Origin of the sequence: Flavobacterium tructae, from assembly GCF_002217475.1 — a bacterium.
Lineage (GTDB): Bacteria > Bacteroidota > Bacteroidia > Flavobacteriales > Flavobacteriaceae > Flavobacterium > Flavobacterium tructae.
Map to the genome: position 1 here is coordinate 1 of NZ_MUHH01000011.1, position 23,950 is coordinate 23,950.

Here is a 23,950-nt window from a genome sequence, read left to right on the forward strand (position 1 = left end):
AAACTAGACGAATCTGTTGCACCTGGAGCTAAACTCGCTAAACTTCCGCTTACCACTGCGTTAGCATCGGTAATGGTTACCGGAGCCAAGGTTACGTTACCTGTGTTGGTAACTGTAAAAGTATAGTCAATTCTATCGCCTACGTTTACAATACCATCTGCATTAGCATCTACATAAACTCCTTTTTTGCTACTTCAATTTTTGGTGATGCTATAAAAATAACCGTTAAAACATCTGTTTTTACGTTATTACAACCCACACCGCTAGGCGTTCCGTCACATTCTACATCAGGATCTACCGGAGGTGTACCGATATGTGTATCTGCTGTGGCATCCGGATCTGTTAAATCTGCGGGACGCATGATCGTGGCTTTAACCGTAGGATTACTTCCAGCTGCTGCTAATACTTTTGCGACAATTGTGAAAGTAATAGTGGCGTCTTTTGGCAAGTCAACCATAGCATCAAGCACACCGCCAGTAATCGTCTGTGCTGTAACAGCGCCTCCCAAAGTAGAAGACGAGGTAAAAGATTGTACCGCTAAATTTGCCCCTGAAGCTAAATCTGAAAATTTAAACTTTGCTCCAGTTACATTATTCGGTCCTCCAATATTTTTTACAACTACTGTATAGGTAACATTTGATCCAACATTACCACTGACCACATCACTAATACTCGTTACCGCTAAATCGGCCTCATTTTGTACAATTGGTACAGATATTGGCGGCCCGGGTGTAGTATACACATAAGCCCATGTATCCAGTAATTGTAAGTCTCCATACCCTGAAGAACGAGACGAACTAGTAGTCCACTTATGTGTACCAGCTAAACTACTATTGTTTAAGGTACGCGAAGAAGCATCCAACAAATTTGGAGGAAATTTATCGGTACTACCCGTATCTGTTCCAATCGGCGTGTCGTTCCAATACACATTACTATTAGGATCCGGTCCATTCGATCTGGTAATTATAATACCGTTAGTATTTCGTTCAGCATCTAAATATGGAAAGTGTACCTCTCCATTGAAAAGGACAATACTTAATTTTAAACTAGTATTATTGGTTATAGGATTACGCGCACCATCTCTACCATCCCATCTTACTTTATTTGCACCCGCAATAGCAGTACCTGTCAAAGTTACATCTATGGCATCTGTCATCAATCCATTTCCATTAACATCAATTTCGATAAGATAATTAGCGTTAACAGTAGCCGTAAAATTGATAAAAGCTCCTAGAGGATAAATTCCCATCCCACTGGTGCCTTCTACTCCATTTACCGAAATAGCTGAAATAGCTTGTGTAACAATAGGCACATTCAACCAGGTTGTGGAAGCTGTGCTCCCCGGAAAAAAAATAGGCGCAGAAGCCGGTAAGCTTGCGTCCGGTAGATTAAAAAATATTTTGGATGTCGTATTGGTTAAATCATCAACAATTGTAGGATCCTGAAAAGAAAAATCAGTTTTAGTATTATCTAAATTATATAAACTCGCCATAGACGTGCTTTTATAACTTGGAGCTCCTGTTGCTGCTGAACCAGTTCTAACCCCTTTATTGTTACAAAAAAAAGCAAAGTAATAAGGTGTCATACCATTAGGTTTAACCGTATACCTAAAACCATCATTTGTAATAATATTACAAGTAGACATAAAGCTATTTGAAGCAGAACCTAAAGATCCTGTTAAAACATTAGTATACACACGCCCTTTTTGTGCAGTTCCTCCTTCATTGGCTACTGTAATATCCCAAGCAACAACATAAGGACTATTATTAGCTTGTGTCCAGTTTCCGTCAGCTGTAAAAGTATGAGCAGCGTAAATAACATTAGCAGGATCTAAATTTACATTAGGTGATATAAACTCTACTACCCACACTCCCGTTTCTCCTGCCGGTACTTTAAAACTATATGGTGTATAACCACCCGTAGTCAAATTTACAGGACCATTAATTTCTTGCGTCCTATTGGTAATTAAACCAACTGTAGTAGAGTTCCCACTACTAAAGCTAGTATCACCGGTTGGACTTGTCAAAAGAATTGTTCCTCCGCGAATACCTTGAGCAGAAGACCCTAAATAAAGGGTTTCGTTGGCTTTCGCATAAACAAACATTCTTCCTTTGTTTACAATTGCGGTACTAGTAGGTGCTATTCCAGAACTAGACAACATCATTCTATTCCCTGTTGCCCCACTGGGAAACAAATCCTTAGACCCTTCAGCAAAGACATTCCATCCGTTAAAAAGAGAAAGGAAGCACAGTATAAAGGTCAGCTGCAATTGCCTTAATTTTAATGTAATTTTATTCAACATTTTAATAGTTTTGATTAGTAGTAACTGCTATAGTATTTATCTCCCGATAACAACCTGAATGCAACTTTAATTCCTGCTGCCGTAGCGAATGCATGAGAGGAAAAGAAAGATTTTTAATACGTGTACCGAGTGAAAAACGATTACTTTTTCGGATAAAAGCATCAAAATCAAGCGAAGTAAAAGAGATTAAGAAACCCTCCTTCAGAGCGCTTCTTCTAACAAAAAACCGGGTTATAAAAAAAGTAAAGTTCACCATATAATAAATAATTAAAATTCCATACAAAGTCTTTTCAAATATCCCTTGATATTCAAAAATTACAGCGATTAGACTCAAGTCGAAGGGACCTAAATCATCACTATACTCTAGTTGATATGCCCCAGTTTTGATGCCTCTCGCACCATACCGGCAACATTACTCACATCGAGTTTGCTAAAAATGTTTTTTCTGTGATTTTCGACCGTATTGACCGAAAGTTTTAGTTCGCCGGCAATATCGGCTGTAGTAAATTCTCTAATAATGTATTGCATGATCGTAAGCTCTTTAGCCGTTAGCGTAATTGCCGTGCCTACCCTATTTTGTTTAGATAAAAAGGCATAGTCGTCCGGCAGATAAACTCCGCCTTCCCATACTAATCTAATAGCTTCTAAAAGATCTTCGCTGTCCTGGTTTTTATTAACGTAACCTTTTACGCCCATAGCCAATAGGTTTTCGACTAATATGGGACTCGAAAGAGAGGTAAAAGCAATTACTCGCAAATCAGGGTGATTTTTATGAAGGTATTCATAAACTTCCAGTCCCTGCACATCACTTGCAATCAGATCTACAATAATTAAATCTAATCCTGAATGCTCCTGAACTTTAAGATATAAATCTTGCTTATTTGTCGCGTAAAAAAACACTTCCAAATCTTTCTGATTTGAAAAAAAACTAGTAAGACCCCCACAAACAATAGGTTGGTCTTCAAAAAATGCAATATGTATCATAGTACAAATTAGCGACAAAAAAATTGTTAAATAAATAGCGGTTTTCCCTATTTCGGCAAGATAATTTTGAAAGTACAACCTGCTGATTCATTGTTAAAAACAGCAAGTGTTCCTTTGTTTTTCAGCATTAATTCCTGACATAAATAGAGCCCGATTCCAAACCCCGATTCCAAATTAGTGCCTAGTCCCGGATTTATTTTCTGTTTGAATAATTTGTCAATCTTTTTTTGCTCAATTCCTTTCCCCGAATCTGTTACGATTATTTCATGATGATCATATTCTATAACAATAATACTGTCTGCATAGCTAAACTTAATGGCATTGTTAATAACGTTTCGCAAGACTATACTTAAAACAGCCGAGTTAAAAATAATGATTGTACCTTTTGCTACTTTAAGTTCAATTGTAATATTCTTAGCCTTTACCTGATGCCCTAACTCCTTACAGGCCGCGCTGATAAGGTTGTGCAGCATGATCTCGCTATAACCCGATTGTGCAGTAATCAGTTCCATTTTGGCCCAATCGAGTAAACTGGTAAGCATGGCATCCGATTGTTCCAATTGCTGCCCAATAGCTTTCATGTAGGTTGAAACAATCTCATTTTCATTTTTAAGTATCTCTTCTTTCTCTAATAAAATTTTTAAGGTTGTGATTGGTTCCTTAAAGTCATGAGAGATTACGGTAAAAATCTTTTGGTGTAATAAATTAAGACGTTTAAGATCATTATTTTTTACTTCAATTTGCTCTTTTTGCAGTTTTAGTGTTTCATTGGTAATTCGTTGCTTTTTGGTCAATACTACAATCGAATACAACAATATAATTAATAAAGTAATTCCGATTAACGAAGCAATAAGAGCCACTTTCTGTTTTTGCAGACGCTCTTCTTTATTATCGTTGATTCTTTTCAGGTAAGTATTCTGCTGTTCTTTTAACTTGATTTTGTTCGCAATTTCAAACGAATCGATTCGGCTGTTTCGAATCTTCGTATCCTCTATTCCTACTAATCGATCCAGCCTTTCGAATGTTTTATGAGCAGCTTCAAACTCTCCCTGCTCAACCATAATTTCTCTTAAGGTTCGTAAGGCGTTAATTTTATTCTCTAAATCATTGCAGCTGTCAGCCACTCTTATACTTTCGGTAATCGCTTTTTTTGCTTTTTCTATTCTATTTTGCCTACTGTACACACGGGCAGTTTTAACATAAACTTCCGCAAGCTTACATGGATTATATTTTTTTGCCACACGTTCTGTGAGCAAAAATTCTTCCATACTTTTCTTGTGATCGTAATTGATGTAATAATAGTATCCAATAATTAAATGCAGTACTATATAATTGCTCGGACTGTCAGCTGGAGAAATTTCGTTTTGGCATAAATTGGCATAGTAAAATGCTTTTTTATAATCTTTTTTAGTAAATAATAAATCCGATAATATATAAAGACTCCTATAATACGTTTTCAGCGATTCTCTTCCTTCACCTTTCAGTGCAATAGATTTATTTAAAGAAATGATCGCATCCGATGATCTACCGATGATTTTATAGTAATTCGCCTTAAAAAAATGCAACAATTGAAGTTCATATACAGTCAAATCAGGCTTTGTTAGATGTTTATCAATTAAGTAACTGATACTGTCTGTTTGATTGCGATTATCTAAATTTCTTAATTTCTCTCCTAGCAGTTTGATTCGGGGTGTGATTTCCTGAACCTGAGCCTGAGAATGGAATGAAACTAAGAAAAAAGCGAGAATGAAATACTTTACGGAATTAGTTAATTTTACCTTATTGTCAGGTAATATGGATCTAAAGCTAAAAAAAGAAAGGAATTCAAAAAAAATACTCTTAAAAAGAATAAAAGACTTCTGAATATGTTTGGGCCAATTGTCTACGGTCATAAAATTAACTTACATTTTTTAGTAAATCTCTTCACAACTCAACCCCTATCCATTTAAAATTTACAGCAGCAAAATTATCAATAACAACCTAATCCATTGCTATGAATTCAATAAAATAAACCATTTAAATTTAAAGAAATTGCCTTTAATTCAATTTTTAATAAATTAACAAGATATTTAGCAATAATTTAAAAGCAATTAAATATAATCCTACTGTGTGATTCTTTTATATACCCAGTCTTTATAACCTTTTAAAGGTAATGACATTTTAAACAAAGTCCCCCTCCTATACCAATACCCGCTACTTCAACGGTTTAAAAACAATTTCGTAAGACTTGGCTTTGTTTAGAAATGCATTAGCAAACTCCTGAATGTCTTTTTCAGTGATGCTATTTACAATATCTACATAAGCTGCAGGATCATCCATGTTTATATTGTACTCAAAAAAATTGTATAATAAACTCAAACTGTAGCTGTTGAAATTTTTACTGTCTTCTCTTGATTTCAAGTAGTTGCTTTTGGTTTTCGTAAGGTCCTCTTTTACCAAAACGCCTTTTTTAATTTTGTTAATTTCGTCGTACACTATAGGAAGTAAGCTGTTCACTTTGATCGGATCTGAATCAAAATTTATCGATAGGGCAACCGTATTTTTTGGAAATCTTGAAGCTGCCGCACTGACCTGAACACCATAAGTTCCTCCTTCTTTTTCTCTAAGATTCTCTGTGTAGCGTAAAGTCAAAATGTCACGCAGCATATCCGCCAAAACAGCATTTTTGGAAGTGTATTTAAAATCGCTTTCAAACTGAATATTGACAGTACTTTTAGGCGTTTCCATTTTAATTAAAACTTCTTTGTTAATTTTATTGGAACTCCAGACAGGTGTTTTGTCTTTGAATGTTTCTTCTCTTTTTATACCGGGAATACTGGCGATGTATTTTTCTAATAGTGGTTTCAGCACTTCCGGTGTTACATCACCTACAATAAAAAACTCAAAGTTAGAAACATCACAAAATCGTTCTTTATAAATTGCTTCTATTCTTTCAAAAGACAAATCATCAATAAACTGCTGATCCAAAATTCTTACTCTGGGATTATTTTTTCCGTAAACGATTGCATTGATACTATCGGTCATTTTTGCATTGATATCCTTGTCTTTGTTTTCGAGATAATTTTGAAGATCTAATTTCTTAATATCATAAATTTCCTTGTCGAAACGTGGCTTTACAAAACGCAGATGCACCAATTGCAGCATTGCTTCGAGATCCTTTACTTTAGCATTACCCGAAACCGTCTCATTTAAAGCTCCTACATTTATTCCCGTACCGACAACCTTACCTGAAAGGATTTTTTCCAAATTAATATTAGAGAATGCTCCCACACCTGAAGCATCTGTCAAACCGTTCAGTGCAAATGTCGATGGCAGATCTTTGAGATCATATAACGACGCCCCCCCGAAACTTTCCGCATACAACTGTACATCATTTACATTTTTATTTGCAAATTTATAATGCACCTTTACACCATTGCTTAAAATATAAGTAGTAGCACCGATTTCTTTACTTTCCTTTTCAGCAGTAATTTTGCCCGGAACAATTGTCACATCAGTCAACAGTGACTTATCATTAAAACTGTCTGCATAAGGCTTTAAATTAGGATTGTTTTCTGATTTGGCAATAATAGCAAAAGCGTTCTCTTTTGTTAAATTGGTTTCATTTTCCATCCCTTCAACGGTCACTACTCTGTTTTTTGAAGTATATCCACTAGTTAATTCGACCTGAAGAGCTTTTGAATCGATATCTTTCAAAATAGATTGTATCATTTCAAACTCGCTTTTAGTATCTGTAAACAGTCGATGTAAAAGATAATCTGATTGTATACTATTGGCAATACTGCTATGTGAAACTTCTTTCTCTGATTGGATATAGTTTTCGTAAAAAGACCTAATAAAAGTTACTTTTCTTTGAATTTCACCTTCCGAAAAACCAAATTTTCCGGCACGTATATACTCATCCATAACTACAGCTAAAGCTTCTGCCTGTTTATTTGGTTTTGGAGCAATATCCATCCCCATTACATCATTCACTCTTCTAAAATTAGAATAATAAGCCTCCGCATTTTTAAACGGACAATTTTCTTTCTGTGCTAATTCATTCAATCTGTCGTTGAGCATCGAAAACGCCATTATCCTCGTTATTGACTGCTTCAGATCAGCAAAAGTCTGACTCTGACCTGCGCCATTTTGAATGATTTTAAAAGATATAGTCGAATTTGTTATTTCTTTATCGAGTGCTAACTTAAAAAAAGGTTCCTCATGATCGGGAATTGCGACCTCAAATCGTTTCTTCGGGTTTTTAGCTTTCGGAATATCAGCAAATAATGTTTTTATTTTTTGCTCAATTTCTTCAGCATTTACATCCCCAACAACTGCAATTGCCTGCAAATCGGGACGGTACCATTCTTTGTAAAAATCTCGTAACAAAGCGTAATCAAAATGTCTTACAATATCCATATCACCAATAGCAACAAGGTTTGCATACAGCGAATGGTTATACAAATAAGGGTTGAATAAATTAGAAATGCGGGTTGCTGCGTTTTGCCTGGTTCTCCATTCTTCAACAATAATACCACGTTCGGCATCAATTTCCTCATTGGTCAATAGTAATGAATGAGACCAATCGTGCAAAATCAGCAATGCAGTATCAATTACTTTAGGATCTGTTGATGGAATATTGTCAAAATTATAAACCGTCTCATCAAAACTGGTGTAAGCATTTATATTATCTCCAAAAACAGCCCCTTGTTTTTCGAGAGTCGTCAAAATTCCTTTTCCGGGAAAATTTTTAGTTCCGTTGAAAGCCATGTGCTCCAGAAAATGTGCCAATCCTTTCTGATTGTCATTCTCTAAAATAGAGCCTACGTTTTGAATAATATAATAACTTACTGTGTTTTTATTTACCGCTGTTGGATAAATATAATATGTCATGCCATTGGATAGTACTCCTTTTTTAAGAGTTTTATTTCCAATTAAGACATCAGCAGGTTTGTAGTTTTGAGCATTTATGGAAGCAACTCCAATAAATAATAATAGTAAGTGTAAAATTTGAGCGTGTACAGATTTCATCATTTTTGATTTCGGCATTTAAAGTAAGAATATATTATTCCACATCAGTTGAGAGTATAAGTATTTCCCCTACTTAGAAACATCTTCGCATAAGGACGGGCATAGCTCTTTTTCCGTTCATCTGATCATGGTTTGCGCAAAATAATTAAAAATGATGTACGAAAAAATTTGCGTTACTTATTTAACACATTAAATTTCTGTGCGACACTATTTCTGCTCAACCTATTTATACTTGAGTCACCATCCCATTTTTTTTAAAAACGCACTTTATAGCTCACCCCTGCTGTCCATGCCCGTGTAAGTCCGTCCGGTCTCACTTCTCTCACTACAAAAGGCGTCGCAACCGAGGCTTCGATACTGCTTCCGGATGAAAAATGATATCCTGCAATTAGATTTCCATTAATGGTAAGTCCGTCAGAACCTTTAATCGTCTGTCTTTGTCCGTAAATATCTTCATAAGTATCTTCCCCTAAATGATAAATGAAAAGCAAATTCGGCTTGAACGAAAATTTACGATTGGCTGTATTTGTGGTGTAGGTTCCGCGTAAAAGAACGTCCGGTTTTCTCTCAAATAAATTAGTGGTCACGAAATCATCTGTACCGGAATATTCGCTGAAATAGGAATTCTTGTTTAGATTAATCACAGGCAATTGTATCGCAGAATTAAAATCCCAGTTTTTATAGTTCAGATTCACACTTCCCAAAAAATCAAAAGTTCCAAGACTGCTTTGGTAATCCATTGGAAGTGGATGATCGTTTATTTTGAGATTACTTTGATTAAACGGAACTTTAATCCCCGAAGTAAAACTCCATTTGTACAATTTTATCGTAACCGGAGTATAGTTTGCCGTTAAAAAAGCATCTCCAACCGAGCCCCTTCCTCCGAAACTTCCATTGGCATACTGAGAAGTCACTTTTACATTTCCCGACCACTTTTCATTAAAACTTCTGGTGTAAGCAATATAGCCCGACCAATATTTCACATCTACATCGCCTTTCCCCAGAACAGTTCCAAATTCGATATGGTTATTTTTCTTCTCTTCGTTTTCGTGAAATGCTCCTCCAATACTGCAAATACCGGCGTCACTACAGCCTTGTGCTTTACTATAATTGAATATAAAAAACGTGGCTAAAACCATCAAAAAATTAATTTTCATAATGAGTTGGATTTTAAAGCAGCAGTAGCAAAAAGATGATTGAATTGCTGACAATGAATTAATACAAAAGGATAGGCCATTAAATTTACTCCTGGCGGAATCGTATAGGTCTGTGAATTTCCTGTTCCTAAACTTCCCAGGTTTACAAAACTGTCCTGCCGGTTGGTTTTAGAAAGATAAACCTTAAGATCAGGCCCACTGGAAATGCTAAAATCTTTAAGTGATAATTTGTACAGATCTCCTTCTTTGTAAATTTGGGCAGAACCACTAACGGTATTGCCTCCCTCAGCTTCAAAAGTTCCTGCAGAAAGCAAAATTGCTTCTGAAGAAACTACCATTGAGCCAATTTTTTCTCGGGTCAGTTCTCCTTCAGATTCACATCCGAAGAGTATTAAAATAGCTATAAAAGAAAATAGTGTTCTCATGTGATATCATTTAGTAAATCGAAATTAAGAACTCTTACAGTCTCCTAATGTCGGCTAGTTTACATATCCTGAACATTTTTGATATTCTCCGTTTGTATTTTACATTTTCTCGTGCTTAGATTAAAAAACACCGAAACGCTCCGTTATATTTTTCTACCTTTATATCCAATATACCAATCGAGATGACAATTCAGCAATTAAAATATATTGTAGCATTAGACGAGGAACGTCATTTTGCAAGAGCCGCAGAAGTTTGCCTGGTATCACAGCCCGGACTAACCATTCAGCTAAAAAATCTGGAAGAAGAAATTGGAATTAAAATTTTCGATAGAAACAAAGTTCCGTTAACCCCTACAGTTCTAGGAACCGAAATTATAAACCGAGCCAAAAAGATACTTCGTGAAGCCGATGAAATCAGAGATTTTGTGGTGAATGAGAAAAACAAACTGGAAGGCGAAGTTAAAGTTGGAATCATTTCGACTTTATCCCCTTATCTGATACCACTTTTTATTCAGGCCATGAAAAAAGCCACTCCAAAAATGCAATTCATTATAAAAGAAGCCAATACCGGACAATTGATGAATGATGTTATGACAGGAGCTTTGGACGTAGCTATTATGGCAACTCCTACCGGAAATCCTCATTTAATGGAGCATCCGGTTTTTAAAGAACCTTTTGTGGCGTACTTAAATACGGTACATCCTATGGCCGCAGCATCGCATTACGAATTGCAGCCTTCAGACCGGGCCGAATTGCTTCTGCTTCAAAACGAATATTGTTACAATGCACAGCTCCTTGATATCTGTGATATCAAAAGTACGGGAAAAATTAAAGAACAATTCAGTTATGATATTAGCTCGATTGAAACCCTTAAAAATTTGGTACGAGCCGAATTAGGATTCGCCATAATCCCTCAACTTTCGATGATTAATGAGGTAGAAACCGGCCTTTTTAAACATTTTAAAGATCCTAAACCCGTACGCGAAATCAGTCTGGTGGTGTCTGACACTTTTTCTAAGAAATTATTGCTTGAAAAAATGAACGAAGCCATCTGGAATTGCTTACCGGAATCTTTGCAGCAAAATTTTGCTTATCGTAAAATAAGATGGAACGATTCTCCCTATTTTATTAAAGCTACTACCCGATAAATAGCTATCGGGAATCAATATAAAAAAGCCAAAATACCTTGCAGTACTTTGGCTTTTTGTATTTAGAAAAATGCTTCAATTAGTAAGATCAATGGGGAAAAAAACGTCATCAAATTAAAACAATCAAAAGTTCTTTCATGCAGATTCTGCAGATTGAAACAGATTCATTAAGATTTTATTAATTGCTCCGCGTACATCTGCTCAAATCTCTTTTAAATCTGCGGGAAACCAAAAAAATACATCATCAAATTAAAATAATCAAACCTTTTTTCTCGCAGATTCTGCAGATTGAAACAGATTCTATAAGATTTTATTAATTGCTCCGCGTACATCTGCTCAAATCTCTTTTAAATCTGCGGGAAACCAAAAAAATGAATCATCAAATTAAAATAATCAAACCTATTTTCTCGCAGATCTCGCAGATTGTGCAGATTCTATAACATTCTATTATTTTCCGCTTAGATCTTTAGCTGCACCAATAATTACGTTTGCCACAGCTTCCGGTTGTGAGATAAAAACACAGTGACTTCCTTTTACTTCTGTCGCTTTCGTTTTCGAACGTTTGTACATGGCACGCTGAATGGAAGGATCGATACTTTTGTCCTGTGTAGCAATTACTGCATAAGCCGGTTTATCTTTCCAGGCCGCTTTTGTAATAGGTGTGATAAAACCTTTGGCATAAAAAGCACCTTGCGAAGCGTACATAAAAGCGGCATCTTCTTTACTAATGTCCGCACAGAAACCGGCATGAAACTTGGCCTCATCATAATAAACGATCCCTTTATCATTTGGAGCCAAAACACCATTCTCGGGAGCGGGAGCAGCCGTTTGCAGCCATTGCAAAGCCGATTCTCCGTTATCCGGCTGAAAAGCGGCTACATATACTAATCCCACAACATTAGCGTGATTACCGGCCTGTGTAATTACAGCACCTCCCCAGGAATGTCCTACCAAAATCGTTGGGCCATCCTGATTGTCCAATACCACATTGGTTGCTGCTACATCATCTTCAAGAGAACTTAACGGATTTTGAACAATGGTAACTTTATATCCTTTTTTTGAAAGTACATCGTATAAATTTCTCCATCCTGAGCCGTCAGCAAATGCTCCGTGAACCAATACTACATTTTTAACTTTCGCCGGCGCAGTTTGTGCGATTGAAGTGGCAGACACTAATAAGGTCAAAATTAAAGCGGCAGACATGAATAAGCGATTCAATTGTCTTTTTAGATTTATTGTTTTCATTTTTTTATTTTTTTAAGATGTTGCTTGTTAGATTTAAATTAAAGTTGAGATACCCTGTAATGACAATTATTTAAGACAATAAAGACACGTTTAAAGCGATCTCTGTATTTAGCAATTTTGAAATAGGACAAATCTCCTTTGCTTTTTGAGCTGTTTTCTCAAAATCATCTGTAGTAATCCCCGGAACCGATCCCGAAAGTTCAAGTGTAATTAAAGTAATCGTTCCGTCTTCAAAAGTTACTTTGGCTGTAGTATTAAGATCTTCGGGAACAAAACCCGCCTCTGATAATAAAAAGCTCAATTGCATTGTAAAACATCCCGCATGTGCGGCAGCTACTAATTCTTCAGGGTTAGTTCCTACTCCTTCCGCAAAACGGGTTTTAAAAGAGAGTTGAGCATTGTTTAAAGTAGTACTTTGTGTCGTGATGGTTCCTTTTCCTTCCATTCCTGTACCTTTCCAGTTTGCGTTTGCGTTTCTTGTAAATTTCATGATTAAAGTTTTTAATGTTATCAATTTTTAATTTTCAAACCGTTGTTCTGATTTGATGAGACAAATTTATGGCGGACATCTTCATAAATCAAATTGATAATTTTACAACCTTATAAAATATAATTATAATCTTAACTTAAAATCTTGAAACTTTATCTGATTTCTCTAGCTTCAACCCAATTTATCAGAAAGTATTAACGGCAAGATTCTTGTTTACTTTTTAATGCAATTTATTTTCTCCAAATCATAATGAAGAGGAAAACAACAACTAAAAGAGATTTGTATTCATATAAACAGCATAAGCATCTGCGAAAAAAAACGTAAATTTATAACTGATTGTCTGCATGTTACAAAACACTAGAAATAATTAACTTTCAGTAAATGCAATAAATAGTTATACTTAAATGTTATCTATCCGGATACAAACACATTCGTTTGATGTTTGTCTTAAAACCTTAAAATAATATGAAAAAGATACTATTAACTATTATACTAACCGGTGCTGTTTTACAGGGATATGCGCAGAAAGAACTCGGTGGCAAATACAAGCCCATTGATTCGAAAAATGTTGAATTAAAAGACGTACCACCTCCAACAGAAACTCCGTTAAATCCCGATCTTCCGCTGCCAAAAGAGCCTACCGTTTTAAAAATCAATCCGGAAGATTTGTATAAAAACAACAGTCTGTACAAACCGGAAGCCAATGTGGAAGGGATTTTTTACAGAAGAAATGAATATTTGGGAGGTTTTGTCACCAATACGGCTGTATCTACTGTTCGTTATCGTGATGCTGCTTTTGTAGATGGCGATAAAATACGTGTATACCTGAATGATAAAGTAATTGAACCCGAAGTAAGTTTAAACGGAGATTATCAGGGTTTTAAAATTACCTTGGTAAAAGGAATGAACAAAATTGACTTTGAAGCTTTAAATGAAGGTTCTGCTTCACCTAACACAGCTGAATTTCAAGTGTATGACGACAAAGGAAAAGTGATTGAAGCAAGTCAGTGGAATGTGGGAAAAGGTTACAAAGCAACTATTATTCTCTATAAAGAATAAAGTTTTCTTCACAAGTAAATATCCTTTCGTTAGGTTTTACGACCATAAAGTAAGAGTCTTTTAAAAGAATAAATAGCGGGAAGTTTGGGAAAACCTTCCGCTATTCTCTTTTTATAGGTTTCAATAAAAAGTAGCTTCTCCTCTCCTTCCAGTCTTTCTGTATACGGAATCAAAGCCGATCCCGAGATGAAACTAAAAAGGGTTTCATGATCTTTGGCTATAATTGGATATACTTTTTGCTGAATCTGAAGATCTTCCAATCCGCCATCAAACAAAATTTGTGTGTACTCATCGATACTTAAAACCGGGGATTCTCTTTTAAATCCTTTTAAGAAAGAGACGAAAGGCTCTTCCTGTACCAGCTCTAAAAGGATTTTATTGAGTTTGTTTTCCGTCTGTACCGGCATTTGTACAGCGAATTGTCCTTTCGGGGTTAACTGTTGCAGCAATCTGGTAAATAACATCTCATGATTGTCTGACCATTGTAAAGCCGCATTACTAAAAATCAGATCCCATTTTTCACCCGATTCTATTGTTTCTTCTGTGGTGGCTTTTCTGAAATGCAAACGATCCGTTTCTAAAGACTTGGATTGTTCCAGCATTTCCGGCGAAGAATCGACTCCCAAAAAGTACGCTTCTTCAAATTGATTAGACAGAATCGCCGTTTCTTCTCCTGTGCCACAACCTAAATCAATGGCTTTCATTCCTTTTACTGGCTGAATAAAATTGGCCAAATCATAAAATGGCTGATAACGAATATTTTTAAACTTATTATAAATTTCGGGATTCCAGGGCATTGCTCACTTATTTTGTAATTCATACTGATTACTAAAAAGTTTATAATCAGTACAGATCTAGATTAATAAAGACTAAGATACAAAATTATTAAAGGAAGATGTAACAATAAAAACAGACATTACAATGCGTATTTATACGGCTTTTAGTAAAAGTATGTCGTTTCGTAGTAGATTGATTTAAACATTTACAAATCCGACAGGTTTTAGAAACCTGTCGGATTTAAAATAATAAGTATTTATACGTTTTTAACTATCCATGACCCAGTAGTAAAATTAGCCACAGATTAGAAAGATTTCCACAGATTTCTTTAATAATAGTAAGTAAAATGGATTTAAATTTATAAAATCAGTGGCAAAAAGTATTCTTAGTACTACTAAGAACGATTATATTAATTTAAGAATGTAAATCCGACAGGTTTTAGAAACCTGTCGGATTTGGGATAATCGGTATTTATACGATTTTTACCTTTTAAAGAATCCTCCTCATTTTATTGACCTAGATCAAACTTTTGTGTCTGAAACAAGTCTAGCTTTGCTGCTCTTTAATTCAAAAAACGCAACAAAAGATGATCAGCACATTATCCTATCCTTTAGAAAAATTTGGTTTAACCAGTGTCGAACGTGTCGAAAATGCTTTACGACAACTGCGAAACGGAAAAGGAATTCTATTAACTGATGACGAAAACCGCGAAAACGAAGGCGATTTAATTTTTTCGGCACAACACATCAACGTACAAGACATGGCCATGATGATACGAGAGTGCAGTGGAATTGTCTGCCTTTGTCTGACCAATGAAAAAGCCGATCAGTTGGAATTACCCTATATGGTGAAAGAAAACACCAGTAGTTTTCAGACGCCTTTTACCATTACAATCGAAGCAAAAGAGGGTGTAACTACGGGAGTTTCGGCAGCAGATCGAATTACAACCATTAAAACTGCGGTTGCTCAAAATGCAAAACCCACAGATCTTGCAAAACCCGGGCATATCTTTCCTCTACGTGCCAAAAACAACGGCGTCCTTGAACGAAACGGACATACTGAAGGCAGTGTAGATTTAATGAAATTAGCAGGTCTAAAACCGGAAGCCGTCCTATGCGAATTAATGAACGAAGACGGAAGCATGGCTAAACTGGACAAAATCATTAGCTTTGCAGTACAACACGATTTGGTAGTACTTTCAATAGAAGATATTATCTACTACCGAAAATATGTAAAAGACTATGTTTAATGGTTAATTGTTGATACTCATCATCTAATTATACAACAATCTAATTATCTAATCATCTAATTAAAAAATGCCCTACAAACAACTTGGTGCTTATATAAGAAGTCGTATTGCAGTTTCTGATAAAGATCTCAATATTATTTTGTCGCACTTTAAACCTGTACAGCGGGACAAAAACGACCTGTTGCTTTCGGCCGGGCAAACGAGTCAAAATAGTTATTTTGTAGATAAAGGCTGTTTGAGAATTTATTACATCAACGAAGAAGGAAAAGACGTCACCCGGTATATTGCATTCGAAAATCAATTCGCTACGGCTTTGGTGAGTTTTATTACCAAAATGCCTTCGACAGAATACATACAGGTTATCGAGAAATCGGAGTTATTATATATCAGTCATGAAGATTTCAATCATTTGATGGAGATTGTTCCTCAATGGAGGGAGTTTTATTGTTCGTATCTCGAAAAAGCCTATGTCAATAATACCAACAGACTAATGTCGTTTACCACTATGGGGGCTTTAGAAAGATACACCCAATTGCTCAAAATCAATCCCACAATTGTAAAACGATTGCCCAATAAAATTGTAGCTTCCTACATCAATATTTCGCAGGAAACACTAAGCAGACTGAAATCTAAGGTTTTAATTTAGCTTCCTGTAAATCTGTGAAATGCGAAATCTTTTTAGTGAGATGTGAGATATTAATAGTCAACGCCCCAGAGTAAAGAATAAAGAGTAAAGAATAAAGAATAAAGAATAAAGAGTAAAGAATAAAGAGTAAAGAGTAAAGAATGAAGAATCAACCATCAACAATTAACAATTAACAATGCACATCGATACCATTCTTGACAACATCTTTCAGCTTCCTGAGGAGTCCAAAAATGCACTAAAGCTTTGTATTAGTGAAATAAAATATCCCAAAGGACATATACTGTTAAATGCCGGAAAGGTTGAGTCTGCACTCTATTTTATAAAAAAAGGAATTGTGCGGGCGTATGTTGAGGAGAATGATAGTGAAGTTACGTTTTGGTTCGGAAAAGAAGGACAAACCGTTGTTTCGATGAAAAGTTATGTTGAGGAACAAAAAGGTTATGAAACGATTGAACTTCTGGAGGACTGCGAACTCTACGAATTAAAAAAGACACATCTTCAGCAATTGTTTGATACCGATGTTCATATTGCCAATTGGGGCAGAAAATTTGCCGAACAAGAACTTGTTAAAACCGAAGAACGTCTGATTTCAAGGCAGTTTAGAAATGCCACTGATCGTTACTTGGAACTTATGAAATACCATCCTGAACTACTTCAAAGAATTCAATTGGGACATATTGCCTCCTATCTGGGTATCACGCAGGTTAGTCTGAGCAGAATCAGAGCTGATCTGAAATAAATTCATTTTTTATCATTTGTTAAATTTTTATTGCGGGAGTTAAAGGAACTTTGCGCCATAAAATTATTACACTTATGAACTGGATTATTCTAATTATTGCGGGACTGTTTGAAGTCTCTTTTGCAACTTGTCTCGGAAAAGCCAAAGAAGCAACCGGTACCGATGTTTATTTATGGTACACCGGCTTTTTTGTATCACTAACCATAAGCATGCTGTTACTGATTAAAGCCACTGAAACCTTGCCTATCGGAACGGCCTATGCAGTATGGACAGGAATTGGAGCTGTTGGAACGGTATTGATGGGTATTCTTGTTTTTAAAGAGCCTGTTGACTTCTGGCGATTATTTTTTCTGTTTACTCTGGTAAGTTCTATTATTGGATTAAAAGCGGTATCACATTAATCAGACCACAACATTTACCATAGTTACTTCAAATTCAAATGTCAATCAGGGAACGGAAATTTTATTCAGTACAAGCTGATTTTTTTGCCATTTTTCGTTCCCTGAAGCGACAAAAGAGACCTACAACTGTCTTTTTACTTATAAGATTTATCCTTTTATTTTTTTCTTTATTTTTTTAATGAAACAATGTTGCATTTACAAATAAGAATTCTATATTTGTACTTCATTGCTTTATTAGCTATGGATTCATTAGAATGAAAAAGAAATTTAAATTTATAAATCTTTTGATGCCGTTGGTGGTAGTATTTGCCATACTATTTCCGGCGATACATTCATATGAACACATACACAGTCACACTTCCACTGCTAAAAAAGTCGTACTTTATCCTACCGATAAAAGTGAATTTAAAATGCAGGATCACTCTAACGAAGAGTGTGCTATTTGTCATTTCAAATTCAGTCCGGTCAGCACTTTTGACTTTGTAACTTTTCAGTTTTATAAAAATAGTACACCAATTCCTTATGTACATTTTTATTCCAAATCATTTGCTCCTTTTTTCAAAGGTTCTTTATTTGCCCTTCGTGCACCTCCTATTGCCTAAAACGACAAAAGTAAATCATTTCAATTTTGAGAGGATGTGCTGTTATGCGTTTTAGATACTCTCCACACTGAAAAAGTATTTCACTTTTTCACTACAGCTTTATTTTATGTCTTTTTCTATATTTAGAAAAATACTTTGATCGATACTGATTGACTCTATTATTCCTTTTTTAGGAATACCACTTTCGTACAACACTATTGTTTCAAAAAGAACTTTGCTGTCGGTTGATTGTCTGCAACTGTACAATTCAATACCTGTAATTGGGTATTGCGTTGGGTCCCCTGTACACCCTTTTACTTTTGTTTCCCAATTTCCTTCCCGATGAAAACAATGCTTTTTGCGGCCTAATCCTGTGCCCAAAAACTGCCATTTTCCTAGTATTATCGGGTTTGGAATATGCCTTTTGTAACCCACAATTTTCACATATGAATACCACAAAACTCAAACCAAATCGAATGAGAATTTCAAAAATGCTTTTGGCTTTTTTGGCGACTGGCTTTGCTTTCACAAGCTGTGACAGTGATAAAACCGAAATTGATACCGAATATCCTGTAATTGATGTTTCTGCTGCGAATGCATTTCCGATACAATGCAGTACAATCACTCGCGGGCAAAAATTTACTTTCAGAGCAAAGTTTTCAGACAACGCACAACTGGGATCTTATAGTCTGGACATTCACCACAATTTCGACCATCACAATCACAGTACCGAAGTAGCCTCCTGCAATGAGGATCCTATCAAAAAACCGGTAAACCCGATGCTTTACATCAATTCTGTTACGATTCCTTCCGGGCAAAAGAGTTATGAAGCAGTTCAGGAAATTGAAATTCCACAAAACATTGATGCCGGAGATTATCATTTCCTGATTCGTTTAACCGATAAGGAAGGCTGGCAGACGATCAAAGGTTTGAGTATTAAAATTTTATAAATTGATTTTGATGAACAAGACTAAGTCAAATCAATTGCGGACTTATTGCGTGCTGCTCTTTTGTTTTGTTTTGGTTACAAAAGTAGCAGCCCAATCCGTTCGTGTTTCCGGCACCGTATTTTCTAAAGATCAAAAACCTTTGGAAGGTGCTTTGGTCACGCTGTATCCGGCTCATATTAGCACTATAACCAACAAAAAAGGAGCGTATTTCCTAAATCAGGTTCCTAAAAATACAAAGCGAATAATGGTAACCTATTCCGGCTATGCTTCTTATGAAACGGCAATTGCTATCAGTCAAAACACAATTGTGCTCCCTGCTATTTTCTTAAAACCGGAAATACAAGAGTTATCAGAAGTTGTCATTAGTGAAGGTTACGAAGTACGTCGCAAAAAGCAGGAATCTCTTAATCTTGAAATCGTAAACAGCAGCTTTATCCAACGTAATCTTGGCGGAAGCTTAATGCAGTCTTTGCAAAGACTTCCGGGTGTTAAGACCATTTCTATTGGTTCCGGCGGTTCAAAACCACTAATTCGCGGACTGAGTTTTAATCAGGTTATTTTGGTTGAAAACGGTATCAAACACGAAGGTCAGCAATGGGGAGCAGATCACGGTTTAGAAATCGATCAATATGCTGTAAACCGCGTGGCAATCATCAAAGGTCCATCATCGTTTATGTACGGCTCTGATGCCATTGGCGGTGCCATAAACATACAACCTGTACCTTTTCCTGCTCAACATGTTTTGGGCGGAACAGTTGATTTTACAGGTAAAAGCAATAATGAACAATTCGGAGGATCTGTCAATCTTTACGGTAGAAACGAAAAATGGTTCTTTGATTCCAGAATAACTGCTATGGATTACGGAGATTATCGCGTTCCCACTGATACGGTACACGTATACAATTATGCTGTTCCTTTATACAAAAATCACTTGCGCAACACGGCAGGGCGAGAACTCGATGTACACGCCAGTACCGGTTATGTGACGGATCAATTGAAATCGGTTTTCTATTTCAGTAATATTTATACCAAAAGTGGCTTTTTTGCCAATGCACATGGACTCGAACCACGAAATGTAGACATCCAACTGCACGATCGTTCCAGCAGAGATATTTTAATGCCATTTCAGGAAGTTACACATACCAAAATCAGTAATACCACTTCCTTTTCGTTAGGTTCACACCGTTTCGAAACACAGTTGGGTTTCCAAAAAAACTTTCGTAGGGAATGGAGTCATTATGTCAATCACGGTTATATGCCACCCCTGTATCCTTCTGATATGTATGCTCCGAAAGATCTGGAAAGGCAATACGATAAAGAAGTATTTTCTGCTGCTTTTAAGGATGAGTTTTCCATCCAGAATCATCAATTCACCGCAGGAATCAATGCCGAACAGCAACAAAATAGCATTAACGGCTGGAGTTTTCTGATTCCTGCTTTTAAACAATTCAATGCCGGAGGATTTGTTTATGATAAAATTCAGCTTAACGAATTATGGCTGCTTCATGCCGCTGTACGGCTCGATTATGGCAAAATCAAAATGAAACAGTATTCAGATTGGTTTCCTAGCCAAGTCACTGAAAACGGTCAAACAACTGCCGAATATTTGAAACGTTCTGAAAACCTGACCCGTACTTTTCAGAGTTTCAACTGGTCTGCAGGCGTTAATTATACACCGGGACAATGGTCCTTAAAAGCCAATCTTGGAACGAGTTTCAGAATGCCAATTGCTAAAGAACTGGCTTCAAATGGGGTAAATTATCATTATTTCAGATTTGAAAAAGGCAATCCCAATTTAGCAGCTGAACGTTCGTATCAATTGGATCTTGGTATGGAATGGAAAAATGCTAAGTGGTCTTTTCAACTGAGTCCGTTCTTCAATTACTTCCCGAATTACATTTACCTCAATCCAACTTCGCAACATGATATTTATTACGGAGCCGGCAATCAGGTATTTGAATACGAGCAGAGTAAAGTCATGCGTTATGGTGGTGAATTACAGCTACGTTATCAGTTTTTGGAAAATTTAAGCGGTGAAGTTTTAGCAGAATATCTGTATAGCGAGCAAATGTCGGGAGATAAAAAAGGATACACATTGCCCTTCTCTCCGCCCCCATCGGTTTTGTTTGGCATCACTTACAATCCAAAAATAAAAAGTTTAAAAGACACCTATTTCTCTCTTGATTATCGCTTTACTGCCGAGCAGCATCAGATTGTCCCGCCTGAAAAGAAAACGGCAAGCAGTAACGTCTTTAACCTGGCCATGGGAACTAAACTAAAAACCGGACAACAGGATTTTATCATTAGTCTTCAGATTCAGAATCTGTTCAACACAAGATACCTGAATCACACCAGTTTCTACAGGTTAATAGAACTTCCTGAAGCCGGAAGAAACATCATTCTGTCGCTTAAAATTCCATTCTTAATACACAAATAAATACCCTATGAATTTAATTAATCAACCCAGTACCCTAATGAAAACGCTAAAACTAATACTGCTCTTTCTGGCTGTTAATCTATCTTTTACAGCCTGTAGTAACGATGACAACAAAGAAATTATAAAGCCCAAAGCTGAAAATATTGAAATTGGTACCGCCAATAATAAAAAGGCCTTAATTGGACGTGACTTTCACTTTAATGCTGACGTGCTTGCCGGAGATAAAATTGCCGATGTACAGTTGAAAATCCTTCCCATAAAAGGTGAAACTTATACCAAAGACTGGAAGTTTGAACTGTCCTGGGCGGAATTCAAAGGCGCAAAAAATACTAATGTACACAAACACTTCAATATTCCGACTGATGCCCCGGAAGGTAAATTTGATTTCCTTTTTATTGTTACAGATGAAAACGGATCTAAACTCGAAATTAAAGAAGTCGTTACCATTACAGATCCTGCCAACTTGCCTGTCGATCCCGTAATTGGCCGCGATAATCTCTCCCGAAACGATAATCTGATTTACTACATGAATACCTGGGTTGAACCGGAACTTATTTTCAAAAAAAATGATCTTCTGACTGCGCATGCACAGGTAAGTCAAATTATGGGAGATGGAATTTTATATTCTGTTTTGATTAAAAAAAGTGCCAATTACAATCCAGAAAGTATCGACAAGCTCGATTTGAAGAAAATCATTGTCATTTCAAAAGTCGAACATAAAGGTCTTGGGGCTGCTTCAAAAATTACTACACTTCAAAAAATAAACGGTGTTTTGGGCGGTCAAAGCATCACTATTGGTGCAGCTACAGATTTCGAAGGAACTCCAATAACCGGAGACAAAGCCTGGCAATCCGGAACCTACAACTGGGTTATACTCTATAAAAACACTACACACAATATCAGCGTCTATAAATCGATGCCTATTACCATTAATTTTTAAAAATCAACTTTAATTACCTTTACCATGAAAAACAATTTTTACAAACTCATTTTCCTATTCGCCTTATCTGCAACTCTATTTTCCTGCAGCAATGACGATGACAATACTCCTGAAACTCCCAAAGAAGCTTTAACCGAGTATAAATTCTTAAGGATTTTACTTTCTGATGAAAAAACAACTGAGATCACATTAGTTAATCCGGTTGAAGCCACAATAAGCTCTTTTAATGCTAAATTTGCAAAATCTACTGTTTATACTTCAGAATCCAAACGATATGCCGGAATCATTCACAGAGCCAGCAATACAGTTGAAACTTTCGACAGCGGTTTTGAAGGTCATGGTGATCACGTGGATGTAGACGGAATCCCTAAATTTGGTGCTTTAATTGGCCAGTCGCCTATGCCTACCCATTTTAAAAGCAAAAGCGGAGAGTTAATGACTTTTAATGACGGCGACGGAACATTGGCTGTTGCTAAAGAATCTGAAATTAATACTGTGGGAGCTAAATTTAAGATTATAAATGCTGGTTTATTAGCTCATCACGGCGCAATGGCTACTTTTTCTAATGGTACTTATGCTATTACCGAAAAAGACAATTCGGTAGCAGGAACACTCCCGGAAAAAGTCAAAATCATTGATAATTCCGGTAAGACTCTTTTTAATGCGACAGTTGCTACGAAAGGAATTCACGGAAATGCTTCAGATGGAACGTATGCCGTTTTCGGATCAGCAAGCGGTGTCCTTGTAGTGGAAAGTACCGGAAAACAAAAGCTTATCGCACTCCCTGCTGATTTTGGAACTGCCTGGTTTGGAACTATTCTGGAAACAAAAGCGCAAGGAAAATTTGTGGGATATACTGCTGCAAAAGGAGCTTACTTAATTGACGTGGCAAGTGAAACGATTAAACCTATTTTAGCAAGTACTGCTATCATGCAATGTAAAGTGAGTTTTAATGCTACTAAACTGGGAATTCTATTGCATACGGGCGAATTCAAATTGTACAACCTTACCAGCCTGCAACTTGAAAAGGAAGGTAAAGTTATTGCCGAAACTGCCACTGATGCGCCTTTAAAACCACAAATTCAGTTAACAGAGAACTTTGGTTATATTACTTCTCCAACTACAGGAGAATTACTGCAGCTGAATTTGTCTACCATGGCAATTACAAAGAAAATCAAGGTTTCGAATACACCTTATATGATTACGATTCTTGGTTTTGAAAACAGTAAAGGCCATTAAAAAATACTATCTGCATCCATTTTATCAAAAGGTCGGGCTTTACCCGGCCTTTTTAATTTTATTCCAATATAAAGACTTTCCTCGCTCTCTCTTACTAAATGCTTTTTGAATGAAAGCTTTTAGATATGCATTCCAAAAACACCATTTTAACCAAAAAAATATTATTTT

At 36.2% G+C, this 23,950-nt stretch carries 21 protein-coding genes and 1 pseudogene; 11 read left to right on the plus strand and 11 right to left on the minus strand.

Annotation, left to right across the window (positions count from 1 at the left end; all coding sequences use genetic code 11):
* From B0A80_RS21110 to B0A80_RS02685, 7 genes and pseudogenes are all read right to left on the minus strand, one after another.
* Positions 1-158 (minus strand): annotated as a pseudogene (locus B0A80_RS21110) (DUF7507 domain-containing protein); the annotation flags it as partial.
* A gap of 11 nt (positions 159-169) precedes the next feature.
* Positions 170-2,302 carry a DUF11 domain-containing protein gene (locus B0A80_RS02660; protein WP_124020554.1) on the minus strand — a complete coding sequence of 711 codons (2,133 nt, stop codon included), beginning with the start codon at positions 2,300-2,302 and terminating at the stop codon, positions 170-172.
* Between the two features lie 363 nt (positions 2,303-2,665).
* Positions 2,666-3,286, minus strand: a complete 621-nt coding sequence (locus tag B0A80_RS02665) for a response regulator transcription factor (RefSeq protein ID WP_124020555.1) — start codon at positions 3,284-3,286, stop codon at positions 2,666-2,668.
* 47 nt (positions 3,287-3,333) lie between these two features.
* Positions 3,334-5,178: an ATP-binding protein gene (locus B0A80_RS02670; protein ID WP_089076318.1), complete on the minus strand. Its 1,845-nt coding sequence runs from the start codon at positions 5,176-5,178 to the stop codon at positions 3,334-3,336.
* Positions 5,179-5,479: 301 nt separating this feature from the next.
* A complete protein-coding gene (locus B0A80_RS02675; RefSeq protein WP_233430690.1) occupies positions 5,480-8,302 on the minus strand; it encodes a M16 family metallopeptidase in 2,823 nt (940 codons plus the stop codon).
* Between the two features lie 251 nt (positions 8,303-8,553).
* A complete protein-coding gene (locus B0A80_RS02680; protein WP_089076320.1) occupies positions 8,554-9,456 on the minus strand; it encodes a hypothetical protein in 903 nt (300 codons plus the stop codon).
* Positions 9,453-9,881 carry a DM13 domain-containing protein gene (locus tag B0A80_RS02685; protein ID WP_089076321.1) on the minus strand — a complete coding sequence of 143 codons (429 nt, stop codon included), beginning with the start codon at positions 9,879-9,881 and terminating at the stop codon, positions 9,453-9,455. The genes B0A80_RS02680 and B0A80_RS02685 overlap by 4 nt, the downstream gene beginning before the upstream one ends.
* A gap of 182 nt (positions 9,882-10,063) precedes the next feature.
* On the opposite strand from B0A80_RS02685, the gene B0A80_RS02690 reads away from it, so the two are divergent.
* Complete coding sequence (locus B0A80_RS02690; protein WP_017497551.1) at positions 10,064-11,029, plus strand: hydrogen peroxide-inducible genes activator; 966 nt, start codon at positions 10,064-10,066, stop codon at positions 11,027-11,029.
* 447 nt (positions 11,030-11,476) lie between these two features.
* Here B0A80_RS02690 and B0A80_RS02695 read toward each other — a convergent pair whose 3' ends face one another.
* Together B0A80_RS02695 and B0A80_RS02700 are read right to left on the minus strand one after the other, a co-directional pair.
* The gene (locus B0A80_RS02695) at positions 11,477-12,274 is read right to left on the minus strand and encodes an alpha/beta hydrolase (protein ID WP_165769213.1); all 798 of its coding nucleotides are present in this window, start codon (positions 12,272-12,274) and stop codon (positions 11,477-11,479) included.
* Positions 12,275-12,344: 70 nt separating this feature from the next.
* Positions 12,345-12,764 (minus strand): OsmC family protein, encoded by a 420-nt coding sequence (locus B0A80_RS02700; protein ID WP_017497553.1) that lies wholly within the window; start codon positions 12,762-12,764, stop codon positions 12,345-12,347.
* Positions 12,765-13,229: 465 nt separating this feature from the next.
* On the opposite strand from B0A80_RS02700, the gene B0A80_RS02705 reads away from it, so the two are divergent.
* Complete coding sequence (locus tag B0A80_RS02705) at positions 13,230-13,823, plus strand: hypothetical protein (RefSeq protein ID WP_089076323.1); 594 nt, start codon at positions 13,230-13,232, stop codon at positions 13,821-13,823.
* 29 nt (positions 13,824-13,852) lie between these two features.
* On the opposite strand, the gene B0A80_RS02710 is transcribed toward B0A80_RS02705, so the two are convergent.
* The gene (locus B0A80_RS02710; protein WP_089076324.1) at positions 13,853-14,620 is read right to left on the minus strand and encodes a methyltransferase domain-containing protein; all 768 of its coding nucleotides are present in this window, start codon (positions 14,618-14,620) and stop codon (positions 13,853-13,855) included.
* 566 nt (positions 14,621-15,186) lie between these two features.
* On the opposite strand from B0A80_RS02710, the gene ribB reads away from it, so the two are divergent.
* The 5 genes from ribB to B0A80_RS02735 all read left to right on the plus strand — a co-directional run bounded on the left by ribB (position 15,187) and on the right by B0A80_RS02735 (position 18,237).
* Complete coding sequence (ribB, locus tag B0A80_RS02715; RefSeq protein WP_089076325.1) at positions 15,187-15,849, plus strand: 3,4-dihydroxy-2-butanone-4-phosphate synthase; 663 nt, start codon at positions 15,187-15,189, stop codon at positions 15,847-15,849.
* Positions 15,850-15,916: 67 nt separating this feature from the next.
* Positions 15,917-16,495, plus strand: coding sequence for a Crp/Fnr family transcriptional regulator (locus tag B0A80_RS02720; protein ID WP_089076326.1), 579 nt, complete (start codon positions 15,917-15,919; stop codon positions 16,493-16,495).
* Between the two features lie 175 nt (positions 16,496-16,670).
* On the plus strand, positions 16,671-17,234 hold the full coding sequence (locus B0A80_RS02725; RefSeq protein ID WP_089076327.1) for a Crp/Fnr family transcriptional regulator: 564 nt from the start codon (positions 16,671-16,673) through the stop codon (positions 17,232-17,234).
* 74 nt (positions 17,235-17,308) lie between these two features.
* Positions 17,309-17,635 carry a DMT family transporter gene (locus tag B0A80_RS02730; RefSeq protein WP_017497559.1) on the plus strand — a complete coding sequence of 109 codons (327 nt, stop codon included), beginning with the start codon at positions 17,309-17,311 and terminating at the stop codon, positions 17,633-17,635.
* A 254-nt stretch (positions 17,636-17,889) separates the two neighbouring features.
* Positions 17,890-18,237, plus strand: coding sequence for a hypothetical protein (locus tag B0A80_RS02735; protein ID WP_089076328.1), 348 nt, complete (start codon positions 17,890-17,892; stop codon positions 18,235-18,237).
* 99 nt (positions 18,238-18,336) lie between these two features.
* Here the strand turns inward: B0A80_RS02735 and B0A80_RS02740 are convergent, their stop codons facing one another.
* The gene (locus B0A80_RS02740) at positions 18,337-18,651 is read right to left on the minus strand and encodes a hypothetical protein (RefSeq protein WP_124020556.1); all 315 of its coding nucleotides are present in this window, start codon (positions 18,649-18,651) and stop codon (positions 18,337-18,339) included.
* A 41-nt stretch (positions 18,652-18,692) separates the two neighbouring features.
* Here B0A80_RS02740 and B0A80_RS02745 point away from each other — a divergent pair, with 41 nt between their 5' ends.
* Genes B0A80_RS02745 through B0A80_RS02760 form a run of 4 tightly spaced genes read left to right on the plus strand, consistent with a single transcriptional unit; the run spans position 18,693 to position 23,782 of the window.
* Positions 18,693-19,166: a DUF4625 domain-containing protein gene (locus B0A80_RS02745; protein WP_233430691.1), complete on the plus strand. Its 474-nt coding sequence runs from the start codon at positions 18,693-18,695 to the stop codon at positions 19,164-19,166.
* A 10-nt stretch (positions 19,167-19,176) separates the two neighbouring features.
* The gene (locus B0A80_RS02750; protein ID WP_233430692.1) at positions 19,177-21,603 is read left to right on the plus strand and encodes a TonB-dependent receptor; all 2,427 of its coding nucleotides are present in this window, start codon (positions 19,177-19,179) and stop codon (positions 21,601-21,603) included.
* A gap of 37 nt (positions 21,604-21,640) precedes the next feature.
* A complete protein-coding gene (locus B0A80_RS02755; RefSeq protein ID WP_165769214.1) occupies positions 21,641-22,543 on the plus strand; it encodes a DUF4625 domain-containing protein in 903 nt (300 codons plus the stop codon).
* Between the two features lie 24 nt (positions 22,544-22,567).
* On the plus strand, positions 22,568-23,782 hold the full coding sequence (locus B0A80_RS02760; protein WP_089076333.1) for a hypothetical protein: 1,215 nt from the start codon (positions 22,568-22,570) through the stop codon (positions 23,780-23,782).
* Positions 23,783-23,950: the final 168 nt, after the last annotated feature.